General features: G+C 63.7%; 17 protein-coding genes. 1 reads left to right on the forward strand and 16 read right to left on the reverse strand.

The genetic code is table 11. The annotated features are described in order from the left end of the window. Positions 1–40: 40 nt before the first annotated feature. The 8 genes from ACYASU_RS23315 to ACYASU_RS23350 form a co-directional block, all read right to left on the reverse strand. Positions 41–8,686 (reverse strand): GH36-type glycosyl hydrolase domain-containing protein, encoded by an 8,646-nt coding sequence (locus ACYASU_RS23315; protein ID WP_463584221.1) that lies wholly within the window; start codon positions 8,684–8,686, stop codon positions 41–43. 127 nt (positions 8,687–8,813) lie between these two features. Continuing rightward, the gene (locus ACYASU_RS23320) at positions 8,814–10,190 is read right to left on the reverse strand and encodes an ATP-binding protein (protein ID WP_463584222.1); all 1,377 of its coding nucleotides are present in this window, start codon (positions 10,188–10,190) and stop codon (positions 8,814–8,816) included. Continuing rightward, positions 10,187–10,849: a response regulator gene (locus ACYASU_RS23325; protein WP_133770422.1), complete on the reverse strand. Its 663-nt coding sequence runs from the start codon at positions 10,847–10,849 to the stop codon at positions 10,187–10,189. Before ACYASU_RS23325 ends, ACYASU_RS23320 begins: the two co-directional genes overlap by 4 nt. Before the next feature lie 10 nt (positions 10,850–10,859). Further along, positions 10,860–11,501 carry a tetratricopeptide repeat protein gene (locus tag ACYASU_RS23330; RefSeq protein ID WP_463584223.1) on the reverse strand — a complete coding sequence of 214 codons (642 nt, stop codon included), beginning with the start codon at positions 11,499–11,501 and terminating at the stop codon, positions 10,860–10,862. After that, positions 11,498–12,307: an SDR family oxidoreductase gene (locus ACYASU_RS23335; RefSeq protein WP_282368413.1), complete on the reverse strand. Its 810-nt coding sequence runs from the start codon at positions 12,305–12,307 to the stop codon at positions 11,498–11,500. Before ACYASU_RS23335 ends, ACYASU_RS23330 begins: the two co-directional genes overlap by 4 nt. Further along, a complete protein-coding gene (locus ACYASU_RS23340) occupies positions 12,294–12,983 on the reverse strand; it encodes a TenA family transcriptional regulator (protein ID WP_346629020.1) in 690 nt (229 codons plus the stop codon). Before ACYASU_RS23340 ends, ACYASU_RS23335 begins: the two co-directional genes overlap by 14 nt. Further along, complete coding sequence (locus tag ACYASU_RS23345) at positions 12,980–14,461, reverse strand: AMP-binding protein (RefSeq protein WP_463584224.1); 1,482 nt, start codon at positions 14,459–14,461, stop codon at positions 12,980–12,982. The genes ACYASU_RS23340 and ACYASU_RS23345 overlap by 4 nt, the downstream gene beginning before the upstream one ends. Further along, complete coding sequence (locus ACYASU_RS23350) at positions 14,451–15,173, reverse strand: thermostable hemolysin (RefSeq protein ID WP_463584225.1); 723 nt, start codon at positions 15,171–15,173, stop codon at positions 14,451–14,453. The genes ACYASU_RS23345 and ACYASU_RS23350 overlap by 11 nt, the downstream gene beginning before the upstream one ends. Before the next feature lie 190 nt (positions 15,174–15,363). Between ACYASU_RS23350 and ACYASU_RS23355 the strand changes: the two genes are divergently transcribed. Next, positions 15,364–15,915, forward strand: a complete 552-nt coding sequence (locus tag ACYASU_RS23355; RefSeq protein ID WP_463584226.1) for a cytochrome b — start codon at positions 15,364–15,366, stop codon at positions 15,913–15,915. Positions 15,916–15,931: 16 nt separating this feature from the next. On the opposite strand, the gene ACYASU_RS23360 is transcribed toward ACYASU_RS23355, so the two are convergent. The 8 genes from ACYASU_RS23360 to ACYASU_RS23395 form a co-directional block, all read right to left on the reverse strand. Continuing rightward, the gene (locus ACYASU_RS23360; RefSeq protein ID WP_463584227.1) at positions 15,932–17,674 is read right to left on the reverse strand and encodes an ABC transporter ATP-binding protein; all 1,743 of its coding nucleotides are present in this window, start codon (positions 17,672–17,674) and stop codon (positions 15,932–15,934) included. After that, positions 17,671–18,618: an acetamidase/formamidase family protein gene (locus ACYASU_RS23365; protein WP_463584228.1), complete on the reverse strand. Its 948-nt coding sequence runs from the start codon at positions 18,616–18,618 to the stop codon at positions 17,671–17,673. The genes ACYASU_RS23360 and ACYASU_RS23365 overlap by 4 nt, the downstream gene beginning before the upstream one ends. 78 nt (positions 18,619–18,696) lie before the next feature. Beyond that, positions 18,697–20,304 (reverse strand): ABC transporter substrate-binding protein, encoded by a 1,608-nt coding sequence (locus tag ACYASU_RS23370; RefSeq protein ID WP_463584229.1) that lies wholly within the window; start codon positions 20,302–20,304, stop codon positions 18,697–18,699. 27 nt (positions 20,305–20,331) lie between these two features. Further along, a complete protein-coding gene (locus ACYASU_RS23375; protein WP_065988863.1) occupies positions 20,332–21,258 on the reverse strand; it encodes an ABC transporter permease in 927 nt (308 codons plus the stop codon). Further along, entirely contained in the window at positions 21,258–22,106 is an 849-nt protein-coding gene (locus tag ACYASU_RS23380) for an ABC transporter permease (protein WP_463584230.1), read from the reverse strand. The genes ACYASU_RS23375 and ACYASU_RS23380 overlap by 1 nt, the downstream gene beginning before the upstream one ends. Next, positions 22,103–22,687, reverse strand: a complete 585-nt coding sequence (locus tag ACYASU_RS23385) for an ANTAR domain-containing response regulator (protein ID WP_463584231.1) — start codon at positions 22,685–22,687, stop codon at positions 22,103–22,105. Before ACYASU_RS23385 ends, ACYASU_RS23380 begins: the two co-directional genes overlap by 4 nt. Next, the gene (locus tag ACYASU_RS23390) at positions 22,684–23,844 is read right to left on the reverse strand and encodes a transporter substrate-binding protein (protein WP_463584232.1); all 1,161 of its coding nucleotides are present in this window, start codon (positions 23,842–23,844) and stop codon (positions 22,684–22,686) included. Before ACYASU_RS23390 ends, ACYASU_RS23385 begins: the two co-directional genes overlap by 4 nt. Before the next feature lie 461 nt (positions 23,845–24,305). After that, positions 24,306–25,472: a DUF2314 domain-containing protein gene (locus tag ACYASU_RS23395; RefSeq protein WP_463584233.1), complete on the reverse strand. Its 1,167-nt coding sequence runs from the start codon at positions 25,470–25,472 to the stop codon at positions 24,306–24,308. Positions 25,473–25,477: the final 5 nt, after the last annotated feature.

Here is a 25,477-nt window from a genome sequence, read left to right on the forward strand (position 1 = left end):
ACCAACAGAGAGTACTCCAGCGCGGCGCCGGCACTGGAGGTCAATCATCGGCCGCCTTCGCGTATTCCCCTGCCGCTGACGCTGCGGGCCGCGAGTCGCCGCACTCAATGCGCACCCGGCGTTCCACGCCATCATTCACCAGCGTCAGCGTGTCCCCCTCGACCGGCTCGCCATCCATAGTCATTGAGCTGCCCTGGGCATCGCCGCGGACCACCTCGAAGTGATACTGCGTCTCAGCGAATCGGTAGCTCAGGGTAAACCCGGGCCAGTCCGCCGGCATCAGAGGGTTCAGCTGCAGCAGATTGCCGGTGCGTTGAAGCCCCAGCAGCGACTCGACGCCCAACCGGTACATCCAGCCAGCGGAGCCGGTGTACCACGTCCAGCCGCCCCGTCCTGCATGGGGCGCAATGCCGTAGACATCGGCCGCCATCACATAGGGTTCGACTTTATAGGTGTCGATCCTGGCGCCGTTGAGGGGGTCGGCCGGGTTGATCATGTGCAACAGCTCCCAGGCTTTGGTCGTGTCGCCCAGCTGCGCAAAGGCCATTGCCGCCCAGACAGCCGCGTGGGTGTACTGCCCACCGTTCTCGCGCACGCCCGGCACGTAGCCTTTGATGTAGCCCGGGTCTTGCAGGCCTTTGTCGAAAGGAGGGTCGAGCAGCAGGACGGCGCGGATGTCCGGTTTGACCAGATACTGATCCACCGCCTGCATCGCCTGATGCTGGCGGGCGGGTGATCCGGCGCCGGACAACACCGACCAGCTCTGGGCGATGGAATCCAGCCGACACTCATCGTTGACGGAGGAGCCCAGCGGCTGCCCGTCGTCAAACCAGCCGCGGCGATACCACGCGCCGTCCCAGGCAGAGGCTTCCAGGTTGTCACGCAGCAGCTTCGCCTGTTCGCCGCAGCGTGCGGCGAATTCACTGTCGCCGTGACGCTCGGCGAGCCGCGCGAAGCGTTCAAGCACCTGACAACCGAAAAAGCCCAGCCAGACGCTTTCACCCCGGCCGAGATAGCCCACGCGATTCATGCCGTCGTTCCAGTCGCCACTGCCCATCAGCGGCAGACCGTGTTCGCCACGGCTGAGGCTGTGCTCGATGGCGCGGACACAGTGCCGATACAGCGGCTCCTGCAGCGGCGATACTCCGGGCAAGTCGTAATAGGATTCCTCACCCGGACCCAGCGCGCGCCCTTCAAGGTAGCCGGCGGGTTCGTCCAGCACCGACAGATCATCGGTGACCTCGACGTAGCGACTGGTGGCGGCCACGAGCCACAGGAAATCATCGGAGCAGGCCGTGCGCACGCCTCGATTGAGGGGCGGGTGCCACCAGTGTTGAACGTCGCCCTCGGCGTATTGATGATTCGCGCACAGCAACAGATGCGCCCGCGCGGCTGCCGGGTCGGCATGAATCATCGCCATGCTGTCTTGCAGCTGATCGCGAAAGCCGATGGCGCCGCCCGACTGGTAATAGCCGCTGCGGGCGAGGAACCGGCAGGCGATGACCTGGTACATCAACCAGCCGTTGAGCATCACGTCCAGGGCCGGCACGGGCGTCTTCACCTGAACCACGGAAAGCACCGAGCGCCAGTGGTCCTTCACCTTCTGCAACTCCGCCGCCGCCACCTGCACGCCTTTGTAGCGTTGCACCAACTGGGTGGCCGCCTGGGGATTTTTCTCCGCACCCAGCCGCAAGATCACTTCCGTGCTTTGGCCGTGTGCGAGCGCCACCGTCACCTGTATCGCGGCGCACGGGTCCAGACCGCCACCGGTTTTTCCGGACAGCCCCTTATGCCGCATCGCGGCGGGAGACTGCAGGCTGCCGCAACGCCCGATGAACTCGGTACGGTCCGCCGTGACACTGTGATCGACGGAGTCGGTATCGAAAAACGCCACACGCTCGCTGAATTCCACCGACCAGGCGTTGCGCGCAAACAATGCGCCGCTGGCAGGGTCCGAATGGGTGACCACGTGCATGGCTGATTTGCTGCGCAGATCGCCCAGCACCCACTCCACATAGCCCGTCACCGTCAGGTTGCGCTCACGCCCCGACACATTGCGCAGCACCAGCCTGGAGAACTTGATCGGCGCATCCAGCGCCACGTAAACCCAGAGTTCGCTCTGAATGCCGTCTTCCTCGTGCTCGAACACGGTGTAACCAAAGCCGTGGCGCGTTCGGTAAGCGCCAGTGCCCGAGGCAGGTTGGGGGGTGGCTGACCAGAAATGCCCGGTGTCTTCATCCCGCAAGTAAATGACCTCGCCGACGGGGTCGCTCACCGGGTCGTTGTGCCAGGGCGTCAGGCGGTATTCGTGGGCATTTTCGGCCCAGGTGTAGGCGCTGCCGGACTCCGAGACCACTGTGCCCATCCGGGCATTGGCAATCACGTTGACCCAAGGCGCTGGTGTGGGATGGGAGGCCGGTGCGTTGATGATGTACTCACGCCCATCCTGGCTGAATCCACCGTAGGCGTTGCTCAATGACAGCGACATGGGCAACGGCGCAAGGGCCTTCGATGGCACTGGCATATAAAGGCGGGTTGCTACAAACGGCGCGTGCACCCGGACCACGCGGCGGCGCTGAACCTGTTCGGCAAGCGTCCCCAGTCCTTCGGAAAACACCAGGCGCGCAGCCGACAGGATCAGCGTGCGGTCCTCGTTCGACATCTGCTGCGCCATGCGCACGAATAGGCCGCCCGGCCGGTCCACCAGCGTGGCTTCGCTGCCGGAAGTGACCAGTCCCATGATCGCGTCCTGCAATTGCTGGCGATAACCCACCTGGTCTTCGTTCCAGATCAACAGATCCGTCAGCAGGCCTTTCTGGCGCCAGTAGGCGTGGGCCTGAATCATCTTCTGGACCAGCTCGATATTCTCGAGGCTTCTGACCTGCAACAGCACGATGGGAAGGTCGCCTGAAATCGACTGCCCCCACAGGCCTTGCTGATTGCGCAGGTTGGCCGCCAGCACGGTGCTGTCGGCGCGCAGGCCTGCGTTGGCGTAAATCAGTGACGAGGCCATCTGTTCAAACAAACGGGCATCGGCGGGGGAAACGTTGAGCTGGCGCAGCAGCACCTGACTGTGGGTCCATGACAGATCGAAAACCCGATCCGCCAAGTGCCGATCCCGGTATTTGTTGATCAGCGAGAGGCAGTCGTCGCGACTGTCCGCAACACCCGTCACCAAATCGATGGTGCCTTGCTGCCCGGGCTGCAAAGTGATCCGGCAACGGATGGCGACAATCGGGTCCAGGACCGGGCCGGCGCTGCCCGACAGTTGCTCGCAGTCCGGGTCCAGCGCTGCCGGCGACTGGGTGCTGCGGCCGCGGCCGATGAAGCGCGCGCGGTCGGTCTCGTAGGAAATGGCCTGAATATCCACGCCGTGAGCCGCGAGCAGGTGGCACATCCACGGCGTGTGCTCATCGCTGGCGCGGGGCCGACGACTGCAAACGATGGCTTGCAGCGGCAGCAGCAGCTCGGTCTGCACGAACAACTTGCTGAACGCCGGGTGCATGGCGTCCGTTTCCGGCGAAGCCAGCACCACTTCTGCGTAGGTGGTGATCTCCAGCGTCCTCGCAGATTCCCCTCGGTTGGTCACGTGCAGGCGCCGCAGTTCGATGTTGTCTTCAGGGGAGACGACGATTTCCGTATGGGTGTCGAAACCCAGTTCCCGGGTGCGAAACTCGGCACGGGCATCGCTGAAAATTGCCTCGTGGCTCTCGGCCCGGTGCAAGGTCGGCTGAAAGGCGCTGGACCAGACGGCGCCGGTGGCAACGTCCCTCAAGTAGCAGAACGTGCCCCAGTGATCGCGAGTGGTGTCTTCCTGCCAGCGGGTGGCGGCCATGTTTTCCAGGCGGCTGTAACCCCCGCCTGCGCTGCTGAGCATGACGTGGTACTTGCCGTTGGACAGCAATTGCACCGCCGGGCGCTTGAGCCCCGGGTTGGCGAACACCCTCAGGTCATTCTCCTGGCCGGCGGCTGTATCCCCTGCGGCCGGCTGCTGGGCGGTTTGCAGGTAAGGCGCTGCGACTTTGGGCACCCGCTCTTGCAACAGCAGCAGGGCCGACTGCAGGGCAGGGTCGGATTCAAACCGCCGTTGCATGGGCTGATTGAGTAACACACTGGCCAAGGCCAGCAGACTCATCCCCTGATGGTGGGCCATGAAGGACTGCACCCAGGCATAACGCTGGCCCCTTGGCAGACGCGCTTCGGTGTAATCAATCGCTTCGTAGAATCCGTAGCGCCCGCAGGCGCCTTTGCGGGCAAGACGCTGCAGGTTTTTGCAGGCCGCCTCGGCGTCCACCATCAAGGCCAGCACGCTGGCGTAAGGCGCGACAACCACGTCGTCGCCCAGGCCGCGCTTGAGGCCCAGCGCCTGAACGCCGAACGCCCGGTACTGATAATTGAAATGCGCATCCAGCGTGTAATAACCCGATTCCGATACCCCCCACGGAATGCCCAGGCGCTTCCCGTGTTCGATCTGCACGGCCACCGCCGCCCGGCAGGTCTGGTCAAGCAGACTGCCGTCGTAGTTGGGCATGACCAGCATGGGCATCAGGTATTCGAACATCGAGCCGGACCAGGACATCAAGGTCGGTACGCCGGCGCAGTCACCGAGCAGTCGCCCGAGGGTGAACCATGCCCGCTGGGGAATCTGCCCCTGAGCGATGACCACGAAGTTGGTCAGGCGCACTTCCGACGCCAGCAGGTCGTAATAGCCGGTGTCCAGGCGACGCTCGTCGGCGTTGTAGCCGATCACGAACAAGTCGCGCTTGTGGTCATAGAGCAGGGAGAAGTCCATCTGCGCGAGATCCCCCGTCAGCAGGATCAGGCGACCGATCCGGGCGATGGCGGCGAGGGCGGCCTGGCGTACCGCGTCTATGCGCGGGTGATCCTCCGCAGCCCAGTCAGCTTCATCCAGTGTGGACAGCTCCCGCAGCGTGCGGTAACGGGGGTGTCGACCGATCGAAGGCGTGGGCAGTCGATAACGTTGGAGGGCCGCGATCCAGTCATCACACTGGGCGAGCAACGCGGTTTGCCAATATGCGCTGTCTTCGGTGCTGCCCGCCGGCATGGCCGCCACCCGAGCACGGACGGTCTGTAACGCCGTCAACAGCGCACCGGTTTCATCTGTTTCGGGGGGCGCTTCGAGCAGGGAATAGAGCGCGGTCAAGGTGTCAGCGGTGTCCGTCGTTTCAAGCAGCGTGTCCAGCGTGATGCGCAGCCCCTTGAGCATGGCAGCATCGAACACCGCGGCGTCGGGCAGCTGGATCAAACCCGCACGCAGGGTCAGCAGGTGCCCGGCCAGGTTGCCGCTGTCAACGGTGGAGATGTATTGAGGGCGCAGGGGCTTGAGGGTCTGCGTGTCATACCAGTTGTAAAAATGCTGCTGGTGACGCTCCAGGCTGTCCATGGTGTCCAGCGAGGCGGACAAGCGCTGCAGCAGTCGGTCGGTGCTGAGATAGCCGAAGTCGTGGGCCGCCAGATGCGCAAGCAAGGCCATGCCCATGTTGGTCGGGGAGGTCCGGTGGGCGATCACCGATTTCGGCTCTTCCTGAATATTGTCAGGGGGCAGCCAGTTATCCTGGGGCCCGACGAGTTCGTCGAAGAATGCCCACGTCCGCCGCGAGAGCACCTGCAGGAAGCGCAATGCTTCCACCGAGGGCTCGAACACGGCATTTTCCGGCATCGCGCTCAGGCGCCAGGCGATCCAGGGGCCGGCAGCCCAGGCGAGCAGGAACGGCATGGCGATCGCCAGCGCGAGCGGGTCAGTCAGCAAGCCGGCGAATCCGCAGAGGGCGAGCAGAGGGCCGAACCACATCTCGCGGTAGAGCGCCGGCAGCGGGTTTTGCGTGTTGCGCTCGACTTCGCGGGAGGGTTGCCATTGCAGCAAAAGGCGGCGGCTGAACAGGATGCGCCAGAGCGAGCGTGCAATGGCGCCCACGCTGTAATACATCTCGAACGGCAACCATGCGACGGTGGCCGCGATCTGGGCGAGGTCTTGCCCCAGACTCCGGCACAGCGCGGCCAGGTATTGCCGATAAGGCACGTTCAACGGCGGTTGCAACCCATCGGTCAGGGTCCTGAGCAGCGGTTGCATGACCAGCAGGCCGACCACCGCCAAGGTCCAGGCCAGCGGTTCACTGCTGGCGAACCAACCCCAGGCCAGCATCAGCAACACGGCCGCCGGCTCCAGGCTGCGGCGCAGGTTGTCGAGGATTTTCCAGCGGGCCATGACGTCGAGACGGTTGCGTGACCATTCGCCGCGCGTGTTCAGGGTCCAGGGCAGGATCCAGGGGATCAGTTGCCAGTCGCCGCGAATCCAGCGATGACGTCGTTTGACGTCCACGCTGTAGCGAGACGGATATTGCTCATACAACTGCACGTCGCTGAGCAGGCCCGACCGGGCGTAGCAGCCCTCGATCAAATCGTGACTGAGAACCTGGTTGTCCGGCAGACAGCCCTCCAGTGCACAGGTGAACGCATCGACATCGTAGATGCCCTTGCCAATGAAGGAGCCCTGTTTGAACAGGTCCTGATAGATGTCCGAGACCGCCCGGGTGTAGGGGTCAACGCCGCCGCCACTGCCGAACAGGCGCGAATAGATCGAGCGGGGGGTGCTGGTCAGGCTGATGCCGACCTGGGGTTGCAACAGCGCGTACCCGGAAATGACGCGCTCACGGCTTGCATCGAACACCGGGCGGTTCAGCGGATGCATCATCGCGGCCACACACTGGCGGGCCACCTCGCCCGGCAGCAGGGTGTCGGTGTCAAGGGTCAGCACATAACGCACAGTACCAAGGGCCGAGGTGTCACCCACGATGGTGGTGAAACGGTCCTCGCCCGCGCCGCGCAGCCACGCGTTGAGGTCGGTCAGCTTGCCGCGTTTGCGCTCGTGGCCCATCCACGCGCGTTCACTGGCGCTCCAGCGGCGAGGGCGGTGAAACAGGAAAAACCGCGCCGGCAATTCGTCCGCATACTTGCCGTTGAGCCGATTGATCGCCTCTGCGGCATAGGCGAGCAGGTCGGCATCCGGCGCTTGCACTTCAGTGGGTGAATCGAGGAAATCGGTCAGCAGCGCGAAGAAAAGATTGCTGTCGCGATTGGCCAGGAACCTGACCTCCAGGCCTTCCACCAATTCGTCGACGTCCGGGCGAGAACCGATCAGCGTCGGAACGGCGACCAGCGTGCGCGCCTCATCGGGAATGCCGTCGGCGTAATCCATCTTCGGCAGCATGGCGGGCAGCAGGCTGAACGTGACCAGCCAGTTGATGAGGCTGAAGGCCAGGCGACTGGTCATGACCAGGCAAGGCACTGCCAGTGCGATGAGCGCGAGATCAGGCAGTCCGTCCCGGTGTGCCGAGGACAGCAGCGGCAGCGCAAAAATAATCGTCAGGGCACCGGCGGGTGCCAGGTAAAACGTCAGCGGTGAGCTTTGCAGCAGGCGTTTCCAGCGTTCGTGAAAGGGCACACGGGCGCCGAGGTTTTCTTCAAGAACGCCGATTCCAGGGCCCACCAGGAAAAACCCGATATGGAGTGCGAGACCGTCTCCGGCTGAAGCATCCCGGTGTTCCCGGGACAGCGCTACAACGGTCTGCGCGACGGACATCTCAGTGCTTCCGCTGCGCCGGGCCAGCCGTTCGATGACGTGGCGATAGCTGTCGCGGGTGGCGAAGTCCATGCGCGGATAGACCTCGGCCGGGTCCTGTTGGAGGTTCTGCTCCACATGGCTCATGGCTTCGACAAACTCACGCCAGGGGGTCGCTGACAGCAGGCGCAGGCTGGCGATGCTGTTGCTGATGGACATCTGATCCGCAGACTGCTGCTGCGCATCGAATTGCACCTGCCGCTCGATACTCGAACCGGTCTCGGCGAGCAACTGCTCGATCCAGTTGAGCGGCAGCGCCAGGGCAGCGCTTTGGCCCTGCAGCCGGCGGGCGAACTCGGCCACGAATGCAGCGGTCATGGGCGGGGAAGAATGGGCCATGTCAGCGACGCTCAGCACCACGCTTTTCACGTCGTGCTCGGACACCTCGATGAGCCGCTCGGCCCAGTCATCAGCCAGATTACGATCGTCCCAGTTGGCCATGACCCGTGAGGCCACCCGCCGCAGGTTTTCGATCAAGGCCAGGCGCAGCATGATCGGAATGGCCCACAACTCGCCCAGCGTCAGCGGCATGACCGTCTGATAAGAGACGACGAAGCGCTTGAGGCTCAATTCGTCAAAGCGGCCATCACCGTGGGAAATCGTCTCCAGGGCAATGTCATAAACCCTCGGCAGGCCGCTGGAAGGCCCATTGCTCAGGCGCGGCAACTCACGGCTGTAACCCTTGGGCAGGTGGGACCGTGCGGTGCGGATGTGATCTTCGATGAGAAAAAAATTATCGAGCAGCCACTCGGCGGCAGGGGTCATACGGCGCTCGGACGCCTGGGCTTGAGTCAACGCACTGCAGCTCTCCTTGAGCAATGCCTCGTTGTCATCCAGCCTGCCCAGCAGAAAGTCCCGCGTGGTGACTGCGCCGAGCTGATGTTGGTTGGCCAGGGCAATGCCGTGGCTGGCCATCTGGTCGGCGTTGAACAGTTCGGCGCGCAGCAGCCGTTCGTAGGCGAACGCAAGCTTCGGATGGGCTCCGGCGCGACCCGCCAGTCTGACTCGGGAGATCGCCTGTTTGGTGCGTGTCCATGTGCTCGTCATTAGTTTCCCTTAAATGACTTGCACTCCGGCGGACGCAGCGTGTTGGGCGGTGTGCACAGCGGAGCGCCGGCACCGATGTGCCCTGGTGAACGAAGCGTTCAAGCCACGACAGTGTGAGTACGCTTTCTCAGGGCTGTCTGTTCGCTGGCGCACATAGCGTCGCGCGCAGGCCTTTTCCTGCGCGGTTCTCCAGGATGATTTCACCGCCGAGGCGTCGTGCAATCGATTGCACGATGGTCAGGCCCAGCCCGGCGCCCTGATCGTTGCCGCGACTGTAGAACCGCTCGAAAAGACGCTCCCGCTCGGCTTCGTCAATGCCGGGTCCCTCGTCCGCAACGCTGAGCTGGAAATAGCCATTGCTCACCCCCAGGGTGACGACCACCTGACCGTTCAAGGGCGAAAAATTGACCGCATTGGTGACCAGGTTTTGCAGGGCAATGTCGATGGCGGCGAAATCGGCTCTTACCATCAGGGAAGGTTCATCGCAGTCGAACACCAACTCCAGCCCCCGGCTCAATACCCACGGCGTCATTTGCACCAGGCTCTCGCGTACAGCTGCGACGATATCGGCATTGCGGGTAAGCACCGCGCCGGCACCGGGTTCCATCCGGGCGACGGTCAGCAACTGATTGACCAGCCGTGTCGTGCGGTCGACGCCGACGATGAGGTAACTCAGGGACTGGTCGCGCTGTGCCTCATCGTGTGCCTCCAGCACGTTTTGCGCATGCACACGCAGCACCGCCAGCGGGGTGCGCATTTCATGGGCGGCGTCGGCGATGAAGCGCCGTTCGCGGCTCAGCACCTCCTGAATCTGTCCAAGCAATCTGTTCAGGGCCGCTTGCATGGGCTCCAGCTCGCTGGGCAGCGGGGCCAGTTGCAAGGGTTCGAGGGAGCCCGGATGACGACCGCGCAGCGTGGCGGCCAGATCGGCCAGCGGCTTGAGTCCCCAGCCAATGGCCAGCCAGATCGCGCCCATCAGCAGCAGGCTGCCGATCAGATTGGGGATCACCGTGTGGCGAACGATGCGGTTGACCAGGTCCGAGCGCACGTCGTCGCGCTCGCCGACCCAGATCAGCAGGTCGTGTTGCTCGTCCCTGAGCACGAAGGTGCGCCACTCATGTTTGCCCAGATCATTGATGTCGCTGAAGCCGTTGTACTGCGGCGCACGGGTCAGGCTCGGCGCGCTGGGGGTGTGCACCAGCAGCCGGCCTTGAAGGTCCCAGACCTGAAAGGCGATTTTGCTCTCGTAGGGGTGGCCGTCGATTCGGGGTTCGGCCTGAGCCAGGGCCTCATTGAACGCCTGGTACAACTGCGCGTGCTCCTGCCGCGCCAGGGGCATGCGCATCACGCCCTGCAGCAACCGGGCATTGGTGGCGAGCTGGGCATCGTAGACTTCGGCGATTTCGTGGTTGCTGTCATGGAGGTTGACCAGCGTCAGGATCAACAGCCCGATCAGCACCAGTCCGAGGATCAGGGTCAGCGTGCGGCGGCGGATCGACGTCACGGGCGATCCTCCACCAGGTAGCCGACGCCGCGTACGGTGCGGATCAGCTCGCTGGAGAACTTCTTGCGCAGGTGATGGATGTGCACTTCGAGGGTGTTGCTCTCTGCTTCTTCGTTCCAGCCGTACAACAACTGCATCAAGCGTTCGCGGGTCATCACCCGGCCCGGAGGCGAGAGCAGTTCGTACAAAAGCTGGTATTCCTTGGGGGTGAGGGCGACGGGTTCGTTCTTGTAACTGACTTGCTGGGTGGCCGGGTCCAGGCGGATGCCCGCGTGCTCGATCGTGACCCGCGCGCGGCCGGCACTGCGCCGCAACAGCGCCCGCAGGCGGGCCTTGAGTTCTGACAGGTCGAAGGGCTTTATCAAGTAGTCGTCGGCCCCCGCGTCGAGGCCGGCAATCCGGTCCTCGGTGGCGTCCCGTGCCGTCAGGATCAGCACCGGCAGCGCCGAGCCGCTTTCCCGCAGGCGCCGCAACACCGCCAGGCCGTCCAGCCTGGGCAATCCGAGATCGAGAATGGCCAGGTCGAAGACTTCGCTCAACAAGGCATGGAGGGCGCTGGCGCCATCTTTCACCCAGTCCACCGTGTAGCCTTCGCGACTCAACGCCTGATGAATGCCCTCGCCGAGGGCAACATCGTCTTCAACCAGCAGCAAACGCATGAATGCTCCGTCATTTCAGTTTCTTGTTTACGTCCACCAGCAATAGCTGGATATCTTTACGGCGTCCACTGTCCGCCACTTCGCGGCCGGGGCGGGGTGCGGCGAGCAAAGCCTTTTCCAGCGCTTCCTTCGCCTGAGCGTAGTGGCCCTGGCGGTAGAGATGATCGCCCCAGAAATAAAGCGGATCGATGCCGTCAGGATTGAGCTTCAGCGCCTGCTCCAGCAGTCCTTGTGCCTTATCCGGGTCGCCGAACCCGATCGGCCATCCCGGCACGCGATCATAAAGCGCTGCCAGGCTGGCGTAGGCGGAGCCTTGCAAGGTATTGGGGTCCAGCGTCATGGCTTTTTCGAGATCGGCTTTCGCGGTTTTCACCTTGGTCAACGCACCGAGCCCGCCCTGGGCACCGGCCCAACTGCTGGTGACAATGCCCGACCAGATCCATGCCTCGGCGACGGCGGGACGCTGCTGGGTAAAAGCGGAGGACTTGGCGGCCAACTGTTCGAATGCAGCAACGCGCTGATCGTCCGGCAACTGGTATTGAATTCGCGCCCACTCCTGCTGAATCCCGGTCAGGCGTTGCTGGTCAGGGGCATCCAGTGCCCACACGGGCAGGGCGAGTGTGGCGAGCAGTACGACGAGTAGACGTTTCATGGTTTGGTGCTCTTGTCGAAGGGGGCGCTACTGAGTCGGCGAATGAGGGGCAAGTGCTTGCGCAGCCCACGGTCCACCACGGCGGGCAGCAGGCTGTTGAGGCGGACGAAGAACTGTTCTGGCCAGCCCATATAAAGCTCGCGCTGATTACCCACGATCGCACGGACAACGGCGGCGGCGACCGTCTGCGGATCGTCCTCGGCGGTTTTCAGGGCAGAGTTGAGCGCGCGCGCGGCGGGACTGTTCATCGTCGTGCGGGTGGCGCGCGGGGCGACGTACAACACGCCGACCCGCGTATCCGCCAGCTCACGGCGCAGGGCCTCGGAAAACCCGCGCAGCGCAAACTTGCTCGCGCAATACGTGGCGTAACCGGCATAGCCGATCGAGCCATAGGTCGAACCGACGTTCACCACCATGGCGCGGCTTGCCTGGCGCAGCAGCGGTAATAACAGGCTGGTGAGCTGAATCGGCGCGTTCAGGTTGATGTCGAGCATCGAATCGATCTCGGGCCCAGGTAACTGTTCCAGCATGGCGAAATGATTGATGCCGGCGGCGTTGATCAGCAGGTTGACCCCTTCCATCGCCTGCGCGGTCATCAGCACGTGCTGACGACCTTCGGCGGTGGTCAGATCGGCCTTCACCCAGTGCAACAGATGCGGGTACTGCTGTTGCAATGGCAACAGCGGCTCCTGATGGCGGCAGACGGCGAGCACTTCGGCGCCATGGCTGCACAGCGCCTGGGCAATGGCCATGCCGATGCCGCCACTGGCCCCGGTCAGGACGACGCGGGTTTCAGACAGACGCATGGGCGAGTTCCTTCACGGGTTCGGCGTGTACGAGGGGCAACTGGCGGAACATCTCGGTGTACAAGCCGTACACCACTTTCGAGGCCTTGATCACGGCCGCCTGATCCTCCGGATCTTCGAGACGGTCCATCAGCGCGCGGTAGGTCTCCATGTGGCCGACATCGAGGCTGCCATGGGAACTCAGGTAACTGAACGCAGTGGCCGGTAATGCCAGGCGCTGCTGAATGCTACCGGCGGCATGGGTCGCCAGGGCGATGCTGGTACCTTCCAGCACGTTGACCATGCCGAACAGTCCCACCGGGTTGCCCCGCGCGATGAGATCGTAGAGGTAAGCGACCATGAGCTCGATGGGCAGACCGGGCGTGCCGTCACGCACGGCATCGGCATCGCCACCGCAGGCGCGCAGGTCGTTGAGGATCCACTGCTCGTGGCCGTATTCGTCCTCGATGTACTCGCAGACCGCGCCACGCAGCCATTCCAGCCGGGCAGGCAGGCGCGCGCCACAGGCCATCATCAATGGCACGGTGTGCCGCACGTGGTAGTAGGCCTGGGTCAGGAAGGCGCGATAGCTCTCCAGCGAGACCTCACCGTGCAGCGCCTCATGGATGACGGGCAGATTGAACAAGGTCTCGCGCTCGGTGCGGGTGGCGTCTTGCAGGGCTTGGAAAAAACTCATGATTGAAGGTCCTTTGCTCGCGTGGGCTCAGTGAACAGATGTCGATAATTCGCCAGAATGGCGTCGCGCCGGGGTCGGCCGTTGGCGGTGGCCATGCCGTTGGCGGTGGTGAAAGGCTGATCAAGACGCGTCCAGTTGTGGACGCGTGCGTAGTCGGGCAGCGCCTGGTTGGCCTGGGCGACAGCGCTGTGTATTTGCGCGTCGGTGGTGTCCGGGCGCAGTGGCCACAGCAGCGCATGATTGCAAGGCAGGGCTTCGCCGTAGACAAACGCCTGAGCGATCCGACCGCGTTGGGTCAGTTCGGCCTCGACCCACTCAGGGTTGACGTTGCGACCATAGCTGGTCACGAACTGATGCTTCTTGCGGCCGTGAAGGTAGAGGTAGCCGTTGGCGTCGAATTCGCCGAGATCACCGCTCGGCCACCACTCGGGTGTGGGGTCTGCATCGCCGAGATAGCCCAGCATCCGCGACCCGCCAATCAGGACCTCGCCGTCTTCGGCCAGGCGTATCTGCACATGGGGCAAGGGTTTGCCGACGCTGCCGGGATGGTGGGCGTCGGGGCGGTTGAGGGCCACGACCGACGCGCACTCCGACAGGCCGTAGCCTTCGTACACCGGAATGCCGAGGGCTTCGGCGCGCAGCAAGAGTTCATGGGTGACCTTGGCGCCGCCCACTGCGATGAAGCGCAGCGCTGCCGGGTTAAACGCATTCATCTCGCAAGCGCTGACCAGCAGCAGCAACAGCTGCGGAACCAAGATCACGCTGTGGGGCTGGCGCACCGCCAACGTCGACAGCAGGCGCGGCAACTCCACGCCACTCGCCCCTTGGATGCCCAAGGTTCGCTGACTCGGCAGACTCAGCATGGCCCCGGCGTAAAGCGCGGCGTAGCAGCCAACGTTTTCAAGCAGGATCGCCAGAGGCAAGAGTGAAAGGTGGTGGGCGGGCTGGCGAGACTCGCTGGCGCGCTGCAGCTCGAATGCCACGGCGAGTACGCTTGCGGCGTCCAGACAGACACCTTTGGGGGTGCCGGTCGTGCCAGACGTAAAGGTGAGCTTTGCCGTCCCGACGGGCAGGGGCGACGGCTGACGGCTCACGCGCCGCCAGAATCCCTCCTCATGACGGAATGCCGAGGGAGCGAGCTCACTAAAGTAGCCGTCGTCAGCAATGACCACGTCGGCCTGGCTCTGCTCCAGGCAATGACGGCGCTGGGCGGCGCTGAAGAACGGCGGCAGCGTCACACAGGCCAGGCCTGCGAACAGAATCGCCAGGTCCCAGATCAGCAGGCCCGGGCCATTCTCCAGGGCGAGGGCCACGACCCGGGCGTCCAGGTCCTTGAGCCTTTCCTGACGCAGATTGATTTCTGCGTCCAGCTCGGCATAGCTCAATTTCAGGTCATCGCCCCACAGTGCACAGGCATCGGGCTGCGCGGCGGCGAGGTCAGTGATGCGCTGGCGGAAGCCGGTCAGTTCAGGCGACATGGCAGCTGTCCTCCAGTGTCAGGGGTAATCCGAAGCGTTCAAACACGCCGCTGCTGCTCAAGTGCAGGAAGCCTGCGCGGATGTCTCCCACGTGCACGCTGGGTTGAGAATCGTAGTAATTGCCCCACGCGTGCCTGTCGTCACCCAGCCGCAGAGGGTCGGCAACGCAAAGCGTAAGGGGTCGCAGGCCAAGGCGATTGAAGCTGTTCACCAGTCCGGCGTTGCCGGTGAACGCCACCCATTCCAGGCCGCTCATGGCGAGCAGCCAGGTCACAGTGATGATGCTCAGTCGCGCGCTGCCCAGGTTGCTGGCGGCGAGGTTGCCCACTTCGACGATGCCCTGACGGTCCACGGGCCTGCCGGCGCTGGCTTCGATCATCTGCTCGACAGGCTGATCCAGATAGTTCTCCAGAAACAGCGCGCCGGAGGTCGCCACCCGCACGCCGGCCACGGCGCAGAGGGTGCCTGTGTTGTCGTGGAGTCCAAACAGCTCCGGCATGAAGCTACGGATCTCGGCGTTGTGGGCCTGGCGAAAGCGATGCTGGATGAACGTCTCGTAGGCGTCGCGCAGTGACTCCTGAGTCAAGGCACGATTGAGCGTGAGGGGCGGTGATTGCGCAGTGCCGAATCCCATAGGCAGGCAATCCAGAGGCAGCGCACCGGACGGCATTGAGTGCTGTGGTAATCGGTTATTCCAGTCCAGACCCTGCATGGGTGTGGCTCCTCCCCAGTGGTGATGGGGTGGAGTATCGGTGTCGATTCTTAACGAAGTCTGAAGGTAGAGAAATTCACCTGGCCTGGCGTTTTCGCAACCTGCGCGACGTCTTCAGACTGTCTTAAGACAGTGGCCTCAAGGTGCGCGGAAATCAGCAACATCCTCCCACTCAGCGAGCGCCCCCAACATGATTTCAACCCCACACCGATACGCCAGACTGTCGATGTCCCTGCACTGGCTGATGCTGGCGTTGTTCGTCGGCGTTTACGCCTGTATCGAGCTTAAGGGGTTCGCCCCTCGAGGAAGCACGTTGCGCTCGCTGTTGTCAGGCCTGCACGGCATGTTCGGCCTGTCGATATTTGCACTGGTCTGGCTGCGTTTGCTGGGCAGGCTGATGTACCAGGCGCCACCCATCACGCCGGCCCCTCGCACTTGGCAGCTCGGAATGGCCCACCTCGTTCATGGGCTGCTGTACGCACTGATGATCGCGACACCGGTGCTGGCCTGGCTGATGCTGGCGGCGGGTAGCAAGCCGATGCCGTACTTCGGCTTCTTCCTGCCCGCGCCCGTGTCCTTGGACCCTGATCTGGCCAGACAAATCAAAGGCTGGCACGAGTGGGGCGGGAATCTGGGCTATTGGTTGATCGGCGTACACGCGGCAGCGGGGCTCTTCCATCATTACCTTGTCCGCGACAACACCCTGCGCCGCATGCTGCCGTTGACGGCCGAAAAGCGTTAAGCGGTCACTGCTGTTATCACTCCACCGCCACCCAGTGATCCGCCGCCACCGCCGAAAACCGCTGCACCGGCGCGACAAAATCCGCTGTCTTTATCGGATCAGGCCGTTCCAGCTCCTTGAGCAAGCTCTTGAAATCCCGGCGCCGGCCCACTTCCGGCACCGGCACTGCCGCCAGCAAACGTCGGGTGTAAGGATGCTGCGGGTTGTGCAGCACCTGATCACGGGCGCCGATTTCGACGATGCGGCCGCCATACATCACTGCCACGCGGTGACAGATGCGTTCGACCACGGCCATGTCGTGGGAGATGAACAGGTAGCTGAGGCCATGCTCGGCGCGCAGCCGTTCCAGCAGCTCCAGCACTTGAGCCTGAACCGAAACGTCCAGCGCCGAGACCGATTCGTCCGCAATGATCACCTTGGGGTTCAGTGCCAGTGCCCGGGCGATGCAGATCCGCTGGCGTTGCCCACCGGAAAACTGATGGGGATAGCGTTCAAGGGTGTCCCGTGGCAGGTCGACCTGCTGCAGCAGCTGCGCCACACGCTCGCGCCGCTGGGGTTCGGGCATCTTGTCGTGAATCAGCAGCGGCTCGCCCACCAGATCGAACACGGTCTTGCGCGGATTGAGCGCCGCATACGGGTCCTGAAACACCATCTGCACGTCGCGGCGCACCCGCTGCAACGCGTCACCCTGCAAACCGTTGAGTTCCTGCCCGAGCAATTTGACGCTGCCCTGATAGCTGAGCATGTTCATCAAGGCCTTGCCGGTGGTGGATTTGCCGCAGCCGCTTTCGCCGACCAGCCCCAGGGTTTCGCCCTGACGCAGCTCGAAACTCACGCCCTCGACCGCATGCACCGTGCGCGGCGTTTCGAACCAGCCGTGGCGCAAAGGGAAGCGCACGCTGAGGTCCTTGACCGCGAGCACCACCGGCTGTTCCGTCATGACATCAGGCGGCGGGGCGCTGCCCAGCACCGGCACGGCGGCCAGCAATTTGCGCGTGTAGGGCGCTTGCGCGTCGGTGAAGACCTGATGCAACGAGCCGCGCTCTTCCATGCGCCCCTGATTCATCACCACCACTTCATCGGCCATCTCGGCGACCACGCCCATGTCGTGGGTGATGAGTAACAGACTGGTCGCGAACTGCTGCTGCAACTCGCGCATCAGCTCAAGGATCTGCGCCTGAATGGTCACATCGAGCGCGGTGGTCGGCTCGTCGGCGATGAGGATTTCCGGCTGACAGAGCATCGCCATGGCGATCATCACCCGCTGGCGCATGCCGCCGGATAACTCATGGGGGTACTGGGTCAGGCGCTTGTCCACCTGGGGCATGCGCACGGCGTCGAGCATGGCCCGGCAGCGCTGGTGAATCTCGCTGCGACTCAGCGCCTCATGCCGGCGCAGGGTTTCCGCCAGTTGTTGGCCAACAGTCAGCAGCGGGTTCAGCGACGTCATCGGTTCCTGAAAGATCATGCCGATGCGCTTGCCGCGCAAGCGTTGCAGCTCTCGCTCCGGCAGACTCAGCAGGTCGCGGTTGTCAAACAGGATCGCGCCACCGGGAACACTGGCCGCCTTGGGCAACAGGCCCATGATCGCCAGGGACGACAGCGATTTGCCGCTGCCGGATTCGCCGGCGATGCACAGGGTGCGGCGGGGATAGAGGGCGAAACTCAACTCATCGACCACCCGACGCCGTGACGCGCCGCCCCCGACGTCGATGCTCAACCGCTCCACCGACAGACTCGGCTGCTCGGCTGGCTTCACTGGAACACCACTTTCGGAAAGTAGAACGACACCACCCAGTTCGGCAGGTCGACGATTTCGCTGATGCGCAGATCGCCGCACACCGAGCACAGCATATAGGCCTGTTCCGCCGGCATGCGGTGCTCGCGGCACAGCCAGTCAATGGTGTTGGTGACGGCCTGGCGTGCGGCCTGCATCAGGTCCGGACCGATGCCAGTGAAGGCTTCGTAGCCGGCGCTGTCCAGGTGCCCCGTCACTGGGCCTGGGGTGCTGAAACGCGGCGTGGCCAAGGGCGTTTGCTTGATCAGGTCGAGCGTGACCACCACGTCCATGGCGCTCTCGATGGCGGTGCCGCAGACCTCGCCATCGCCTTGGGCCGCGTGGGTGTCGCCGATGGAAAACAGCGCGCCGGCGACTTCCACCGGCAGGTACAAAATGCTGCCGGCCGCCAGGTCGCGGATGTCCAGATTGCCGCCGACCCGGCGCGGCGGCACGATGGAATGCAGCCCGGCTTCGGCCGGCGCCACGCCGACGGTGCCGGCGAACGGCTTGAGCGGCACCTTGGCGAAATCACCGAACGCGGCGGGGGCGAGGGTCTGCGTGTCGTAGTGCCACAGCGCTAACGCAGGCGCCTGAAACTGGTCGGCGAGCAGGCCGAAGCCGGGAATGTTGGCGGTCCAGCCGAAGCCGCCGGGCTTGAAGCTGTCCAGGGTGATTTTCAGGATGTCACCGGGTTCGGCACCCTCGACGTAGATCGGTCCGGTGACCGGATTGATCTGGTCGAAGGGCATGACGCTGACGTCGGCCACTTGCGATTGCGCAGTGAAATAGCCGTTGGACGAATCCCGGCAGTTCATCTGCAGGGTGGTGCCGGGCGCCACGCGCTCGACCGGGGTAAAGCTGCGGTCCCAGCCGAAGTGGCTGCTGACGCTGTGAATGGTCTTGACCAGGCAGTTCTGGCACATGGGTGCGGTCCTCGTTGCTAAGGGGCAAGGCGTGATGGCCTGTGACCCGGCGTTTACCGGGAGCAGGCCAGCGCGACATCACTTCACCCAGATGTAGTCATAGTTGACCGGCACGTGGACCGGGTCGACGTACAGCGCGTCGTCGCCGCCCATGCGCTTGGAACGCACGGTGAAGCGTTGCTCGTTGAAGATCGGCACCCACGGCGCATCGGCCATGGCGTCGGTGAAGATCTTCTTCCAGGCCTCGGTGCGCTCGGCCTGTTGTTCCGGGCGGGCCATGGCGTCGGCTTTGGCGGCGCGTTCATCCAGCGCCTTGTTGCAGTACAACGACCAGTTCCAGCCGCCTTCCACCGCGCCGGTGCAACCGAGAATCGGGCCGTAGAAGTTCGACGGATCCGGGAAGTCGGCGATCCAGGCCATGCCGCCGGACCACACCATCGGCGCCTGATCTTTGGAGCTGCCGGCGGCAATCACGTTGGCCTGGGCCAGGGATTTGATCTGCACGCGGATGCCGACCTTGGCCAGGTCCTGTTGGATCGACTGGGCGATGCGCGGCTGCGGGTCGGTGTTCATCACGTACAGCTCGGTGTCGAAACCCTTGGCCAGACCGGCGTCGGCCAGCAGCTTTTTCGCACCTTCGACGTCGTAGGGCAGGCCCTTGTACTGGGTGTCATAACCGGGCATCGCCGGCGGCAGCGGTTGGTTCGCCGGCACTGCGCGCCCGTTGATGATGCGCACGATGCGTTCCTTGCTGATGGCCATGTTGATGGCCTGGCGCACCTTGAGATTGTCGAACGGCGGCAGGGTGGTTTTCAGCGTCACGTAGCCGGTCTGCAACTGATTGCCGGTGACCAGCAATTGTTTGGAGGCCGGGTCGTTCTTGAACTGCAGGAACTGCGCGGGTGGCACGCCGTCGCCGGCAATGTCCACTTCGCCCTTGTTCAGGCGCAGCAGCGCAACGGTCGGGTCCTGGCCGATTTCGAAGGTGATCTTGTCGACGTAGGGCAGGCCCTTCTGGAAGTAATTCGGGTTCTTCACCAGTTCGAGCTTCTGCCCCAGTTTCCACTCGGCCAGGCTGAACGCGCCGCTGCCCACGGGGTGTTTGCCGAAGTCGGCGCCCCATTGCTCCACCGCTTCCTTTGGCACGACCGAGGCGAAGTTGATGGCCATGATGTGCAGGAAGGTCGCGTTCGGTGCGCTGAGCGTGATGGTCAGGTGTTGGTCGTCGACCACCTTGATGCCGCTGAGGGTGGTGCTTTTGCCGCCGGTTACGTCTTCGTAGCCGACAATGGAGCTGAAGAAACCGGCGCCCGGGCTCTGGGTTTTCGGGTTGACGGTGCGCTCCAGGGAGTACTTGACGTCATTGGCGACCAGCTCACGGCCGTTCTGGAATTTCACGCCCTTGACCAGGGTGAAGCTGTAGACCAGCCCGTCCGGGGAAATGCTGTAGTCCTCGGCCAGACTTTTCACCAGCTCGGTGGTGCTCGGCTTGTAGTCCATCAGGCGGCCGAACAGGCTTTTGATCATCGACCAGTTCTGCCAGTCATAGCCGATTGCCGGGTCCAGCGTCGCGACATCGTTCTGGTAGGTCACCACCACATCGCCGCCGCTTTTCGGCGTGTCGGCCCACAGTGGCGTGGTAAACAGCGTGGCCGCCACGGCCAGGGTCAGCGCGTTGATCTTCATTGTTATGCCCCGTTGTGTTGATGGAATTCAGTGCTGCTTGATGTCGATGCGCGGGTCCACCAGCGGGATCACCAGATCCGCCAGCAGGTTGCCCAGCACGATGGCCACCGCCGACAGCGTGGTGACGCCGACGATGACCGGGATGTCGACTTGCTGGATCGACTGCCAGGCGAGCTGACCGATGCCCGGCCAGCCGAACACCGACTCGACCACCACCAGCCCGCCCATGAACACGCCGATGTCGATGCCGATCATCGGGATCACCGGGACGATGGCGTTGGGCAGCACGTGCACGAACACGATCCGCGCCCGGCTCAGGCCCTTGGCCCGTGCGGTGCGGATGAAGTCCTGATGCAGCACTTCGATCATCGAAGAGCGGACCATGCGCGAATACCAGCCACTGCCGAGCAGCCCGAGGGTCAGCGCCGGCAGCATCAAATGGCTGGCGCCGCCGTAGCCGCCCAGGGGGAACCAGCCCAGTTGCACGGCGAAGAAGTACAGAAACAGCATCGCGGCGATGAATTGCGGCGCCGACACGCCGACGAAGGAAAACGCCATCAGTAGCTTGTCGGCGAAGCTGTCGCGTTTGAGCGCCGCGAGCATGCCCAGGCTGATGCCGATCAGCAGCTCGAAGCCGATGCCTGCCGCCATGAGTTCCAGCGAAGGCCGCAGTCGCGCGCCGATCAGTTCACTCACGGCGGTGCGCTGGATGTAGGAGCGGCCAAGGTCGCCGTGGAGCAGGTTGCCCAGGTAACTCAGGTATTGCTGATAGAAGGGCAGGTCCAGCCCAAGTTGCGCCCGAATCGCCGCCACCACTTCAGGGGTCGCGCTGCGCCCGGCGATCTGCCGCGCCGGGTCGGCAGGCAGCAGGAACAGCAACAGGTAGGTGATGAAGGTCACGCCGAGCAGAATCAGCAGCGCGTAACCGACCCGGCGGCAAATGAACGGCAGCATCAGCGACGCCCCTTGAGTGTGGGGTCGAGTTCGTCGCGCAGGGCGTCGCCGACCAGGTTGAACGCCAGAGACAAGAGGATGATCGCCGCGCCCGGAATGAATACCAGCCAAGGCGCGGAGGTGAAGTAAGTCTGGCTCTCGAAAATGATGTTGCCCCAGCTCGGCGTCGGTGGCTGCACGCCCACGCCCAGGTACGACAAGGTGGCTTCCAGCAAAACGGTGGTGGAAATGCCCAGCGTCGCCCACACCAGAATGGTCGGCAGCAGATGGGGCAACAGATGGGAGAACAGAATGCGCAGGGAACTGGCGCCGAGGGTGCGCTCCACGGCGACGAAATCACGCGCACTCAGGGCCACGGTTTCGGCATAGATCACCCGGGCGATCTGCACCCAGTTGACCATCGCGATGACCATGGCAACGATCCACACGCTGGGCTGGAAAATCGCCGACAGGGCAATCGCCAACAGAAGCGCGGGGAAGGCCATCATCAGGTCGGTCAGGCGCATCAACGCGCTGCCGAGCCAGCCGCGCACAAAGCCGGCAGTCAGGCCCACCAGCGTACCGATCAGCACCGCCAGCCCGTTGGCCAGCACGCCGATGAACAGCGAGGTGCGCGCGCCGAAAATCAACCGCGACAGCAGGTCCCGGCCGAGCAGGTCGGTGCCCATCCAGTACGGCGTCGACGGAGCCATGGGCGCGCCTTCCAGAGTCAGGCCTTCGACGAATTGCTCATCCGGGTCGAAGGGGCTTATCCACGGGGCCAGCGCCGCGAGCAGCACCACGGTGACGATAAACAGCAGCGAAACCGCCACGGCCGGTCGACGCAACAGGGCTTTGAGGGTGTTCATGCGCGGTCCTCGTCCCGCGCCGCGAGGAGGTCGACGCACAGCGTTTCGATCGGCCGGTTGAGCTGCATCGACAGACTGCGCAAACGCTCGTAAGCCGTCGCCTCGTTGATGCGCTGGGTCACCATCAAGCGCGCCAGGGCCTGGGCCATGAGCGGACGCAGTGCCAGGCGCTGTTGCAACTCGTTGAGCTGTTCGGCATCGGCGCGCTGCCGCTCGCGCAATCCCACCGCCATCATCAGCGTGGTGTACACCGAGCCCTGGCTGATGGGTTTGTTGAGCAATGCCGTGGCGCCAAGCTGCAGCGCGCGCTGGATCTGCGACAGGGTTTCGTGGGCGGTCAGCGCGACGATGGGAATGCTGGCCGCATTCAGCGCCTGCACCGCCAGGGGGCTGGCGAAATGTTCGATTTCAAGGATCGCCGCGAAACAGCCTTGGGTGTCACACGGTCCATCGTGATCCAGCGCTTGCGAGTGGATACCCAGGCGTTGAAGGCTCTTGCCCAGATTGGCCTGACTGCGTTCATCGCAGTCGATCAGCAGCAAGTGACCCTGGTCGAAAGCAGGAAATGCGCGTGTGTTCATTTGACGATCCTCAAGCGCGGTGCCGGGGTGGCGTGTCGGTCGACCCCATCCGCGTGTACATCCGTAACAGTGAGATAGGGATCGGCGGCGATCGGGTGTGGCGCCGACTGCACCACTTCAAAGCGACCCCCGCGCAGTTCGGCAATATGACTGGCCAGCGCGCTGTGATGGTTGCGCGCCGACAGACTGACGGTGCCGAGCACGCTGGCAACCGGGTGGCCGTAAAGGTGCTCGCAAATCGCCTTGGGCGACGCATCCTCGCTGATGTGCAAAGCGTCGGCGAACACCCGTAGCGACGTGTAGGCGCTGGTGTAATAGTGCGAACAGATGCGCGGGCCATGGCGCTGCTGACCCTCGCAAAACGCGGGGTTCAGCGTTTCAAAAAACGGCCCGCAGGACAGCAGCCGCAGCGCCTGCATCGGGCCGACCCCATCGAGCTCCGCTTCGGTCAGGTTGCAGCTGAGCACTGGCAGGCGCAGGCCTTTGCGCTCGCAGGCCCGATCCAGTTGCTGCAAAAAGGCGTAGGACGACTCGCCCACCAGGTTGTTGAGCACGAACGCGGGCGGGTCCTGAATCAGCCCTTCGATCAGCGTGTCGAAGCCGGTCGCGCCCAGGTGCCAGTACTTTTCCCCGAGCACTTCGGCGCCGTTGGCTTCCAGCACTTCCCGGGCAATGCGGTTGCTTTCCCAGCCCCAGACGTAGTTGGAACCGAGCAAAAACGCCCGCCGACCGAACTGGCTCAAGGCGTAGCGCAACAACGGCAACAGCGTCTGGTTCGGGCATCCGCCGAGGTACAAGACGTTTTCGCTGCTTTCGTAGCCTTCGTACGGGCTCGAATACCAGAGCAGGGCGCCGTGCTGGTCCAGGTCCGGGATGATTTCCTTGCGACTTGCCGACAGCGTGGTGCCGAAGATGTGCCGGACGCCCGCACGCAGCAGCTGCGCGACGCCACTGCTGTAGGCGGCCGGATCGCCTTGGGGGTCCACGCAAATGGCCTCCAGTTGCACGCGGCGCCGGGTGTCGGCGTTGACTTCGGCCAGCGCGTCCTGCAAACCGAGCAAGGCGCTGCGACCCATGCGTCGGTAGGTGCCTTCGGTCGAGAGCAGGAAGCCGACGTGAACGGTGGGGCGCAGGTCGGGAGTCAAAAAGTTCGGCATGAACAGCATCCATAAAAAAAGCCCGATCAACCCGGTAGGGGTCGATCAGGCTTCGATACCTGGCGCATTCGAGGCGCGTATGTGGACGAGACTTAAGGACCAGGGTCCGGCTTGCCGTTTGTTTTGACCATGAAATAAGCGTGCCAAGTAAATTCCGCCCGTATTGATGGCCTTCGCTGGCAGTGGTCTGCACAGCATTGCTCCGCAGTGGGGCGCTCGGTGATGAAGAGCCTCAAAGGGGAGCAGGGCGGATGCGGTGTGGCACCTGACGCCTTCCCGGCTGAAGCCGGTCCTACACCCCGGCCAGACCCGGACCCGTAGAAAGGGCGTGCAGCCTGCTCAGGCGTTCAATCGAGCTTTCATGAAACCAATGAACGCGCGCAGTTTCCGTGAGACTTGGGTACGGCTCCGCTCGATGTCTCAGGCGGTATGGTCTTTTAGGTTTCGGTCGCGCCACGTCACTACCGATGACTGATGAGGTAGCTGCCTAAATAATCATGCAGCACTAGGCCAAGCACCCATAGGCCGAGGATCGCCACCAGATCCAGCACGCGGCTGCCGCCCGCTTGCGGGGTGCGCAGTCGCAACCGGTAGTACCACGGGCCCATGCCCGCCACGCCGAAACCAAGGATCAGCAATGCAACCGAATAGGTGAGCGGCCCCGGAATCTGGTTGCCATGGCCGGCCGATACTGCGCGTATGGGGTCGATCACAAGGTAGTAGAGCCATGTGAGCGACGCCCCAATCAGCGCCAGGGCGATTGGCCAGAGAGGAAAACCACTGGACTCGACCGGACCCGGGTAGTCGGTGTCCTTTCCCTCGAGCAGATCCACGATCCGGGGCCATCCTGCGGCGGATGCTAGCGCCAACGAGGTCTGGCCGTTGCTGTTGGGTGTGAGCGGATCCGCACCGTGGCGCAGCAGCGCACGAACCACTGTGTCATTGCCCGCCAGCACTTCGCGGTGCAGGAGCAGCCATCCGCCGGCGTCCGGTTCCCGGATCACTTCCGGATGCTGGCGCAACCCTTCTTCGACCTTGTCGCGCATGTTCAGCGCCATCGGGTGCTCGCTGCGTTCCAGGGCGGCCAGGGTCTGTCGATCCTGCGCACGGTCCAGATTCCGGGACAGCAGTCGCGGCGTCTGGCCTTCTTCAGCGGGCACCACTTCAACGCTGCCGGCTTTTCCGAAATCCAGGCCCCAGGCCCGGTCATGGGCGTCGCGCTCCTCGGTGGACATTCCGCTGCGCAGCGCATCGACCGTGAAGCCGCCGTAGACATGCCCGCCGCGGACGTACATCCAGTCGTTGAGGGCCGCCAGCGGCAGCGTCACCGGGTCGGACGCCTTCAGTGAGGTGAACCAGCGAGGTTCATTCATCAGCACACCGCTGATGGACTCCCCGTCAAACTCGATGTCGGTGACCCACATGTTTTCGACGGCAGGGATGTCGGGGTCGTCGGCGTCCAGCACGAAAGACATTTTGACCGCCGCCATGTCCAGGCTTTTGACGATTCTGCGTGCCTCCCATGACAGCTCGCGCCAGAAGAACTTGAAGGTGGCTTGGGCGCTGGCGACCGCCGCCTTGAGTTCGTCGCTCTCGCCTTTCACGCTGTAAATGATCTGTCCGGTCATACGTG

The organism is Pseudomonas sp. HP_12, assembly GCF_055283955.1.

What these genes read in the sequence shown, in the direction of transcription:
- ACYASU_RS23315 (WP_463584221.1), bottom strand. Translation starts at nt 8,686, where the DNA reads ATGACGAGCACATGGACACGCACCAAACAGGCGATCTCCCGAGTCAGA.
- ACYASU_RS23325 (WP_133770422.1), bottom strand. Translation starts at nt 10,849, where the DNA reads ATGCGTTTGCTGCTGGTTGAAGACGATGTTGCCCTCGGCGAGGGCATT.
- ACYASU_RS23330 (WP_463584223.1), bottom strand. Translation starts at nt 11,501, where the DNA reads ATGAAACGTCTACTCGTCGTACTGCTCGCCACACTCGCCCTGCCCGTG.
- ACYASU_RS23335 (WP_282368413.1), bottom strand. Translation starts at nt 12,307, where the DNA reads ATGCGTCTGTCTGAAACCCGCGTCGTCCTGACCGGGGCCAGTGGCGGC.
- ACYASU_RS23340 (WP_346629020.1), bottom strand. Translation starts at nt 12,983, where the DNA reads ATGAGTTTTTTCCAAGCCCTGCAAGACGCCACCCGCACCGAGCGCGAG.
- ACYASU_RS23345 (WP_463584224.1), bottom strand. Translation starts at nt 14,461, where the DNA reads ATGTCGCCTGAACTGACCGGCTTCCGCCAGCGCATCACTGACCTCGCC.
- ACYASU_RS23350 (WP_463584225.1), bottom strand. Translation starts at nt 15,173, where the DNA reads ATGCAGGGTCTGGACTGGAATAACCGATTACCACAGCACTCAATGCCG.
- ACYASU_RS23355 (WP_463584226.1), top strand. Translation starts at nt 15,364, where the DNA reads ATGATTTCAACCCCACACCGATACGCCAGACTGTCGATGTCCCTGCAC.
- ACYASU_RS23365 (WP_463584228.1), bottom strand. Translation starts at nt 18,618, where the DNA reads ATGTGCCAGAACTGCCTGGTCAAGACCATTCACAGCGTCAGCAGCCAC.
- ACYASU_RS23370 (WP_463584229.1), bottom strand. Translation starts at nt 20,304, where the DNA reads ATGAAGATCAACGCGCTGACCCTGGCCGTGGCGGCCACGCTGTTTACC.
- ACYASU_RS23375 (WP_065988863.1), bottom strand. Translation starts at nt 21,258, where the DNA reads ATGCTGCCGTTCATTTGCCGCCGGGTCGGTTACGCGCTGCTGATTCTG.
- ACYASU_RS23380 (WP_463584230.1), bottom strand. Translation starts at nt 22,106, where the DNA reads ATGAACACCCTCAAAGCCCTGTTGCGTCGACCGGCCGTGGCGGTTTCG.
- ACYASU_RS23385 (WP_463584231.1), bottom strand. Translation starts at nt 22,687, where the DNA reads ATGAACACACGCGCATTTCCTGCTTTCGACCAGGGTCACTTGCTGCTG.
- ACYASU_RS23390 (WP_463584232.1), bottom strand. Translation starts at nt 23,844, where the DNA reads ATGCCGAACTTTTTGACTCCCGACCTGCGCCCCACCGTTCACGTCGGC.
- ACYASU_RS23395 (WP_463584233.1), bottom strand. Translation starts at nt 25,472, where the DNA reads ATGACCGGACAGATCATTTACAGCGTGAAAGGCGAGAGCGACGAACTC.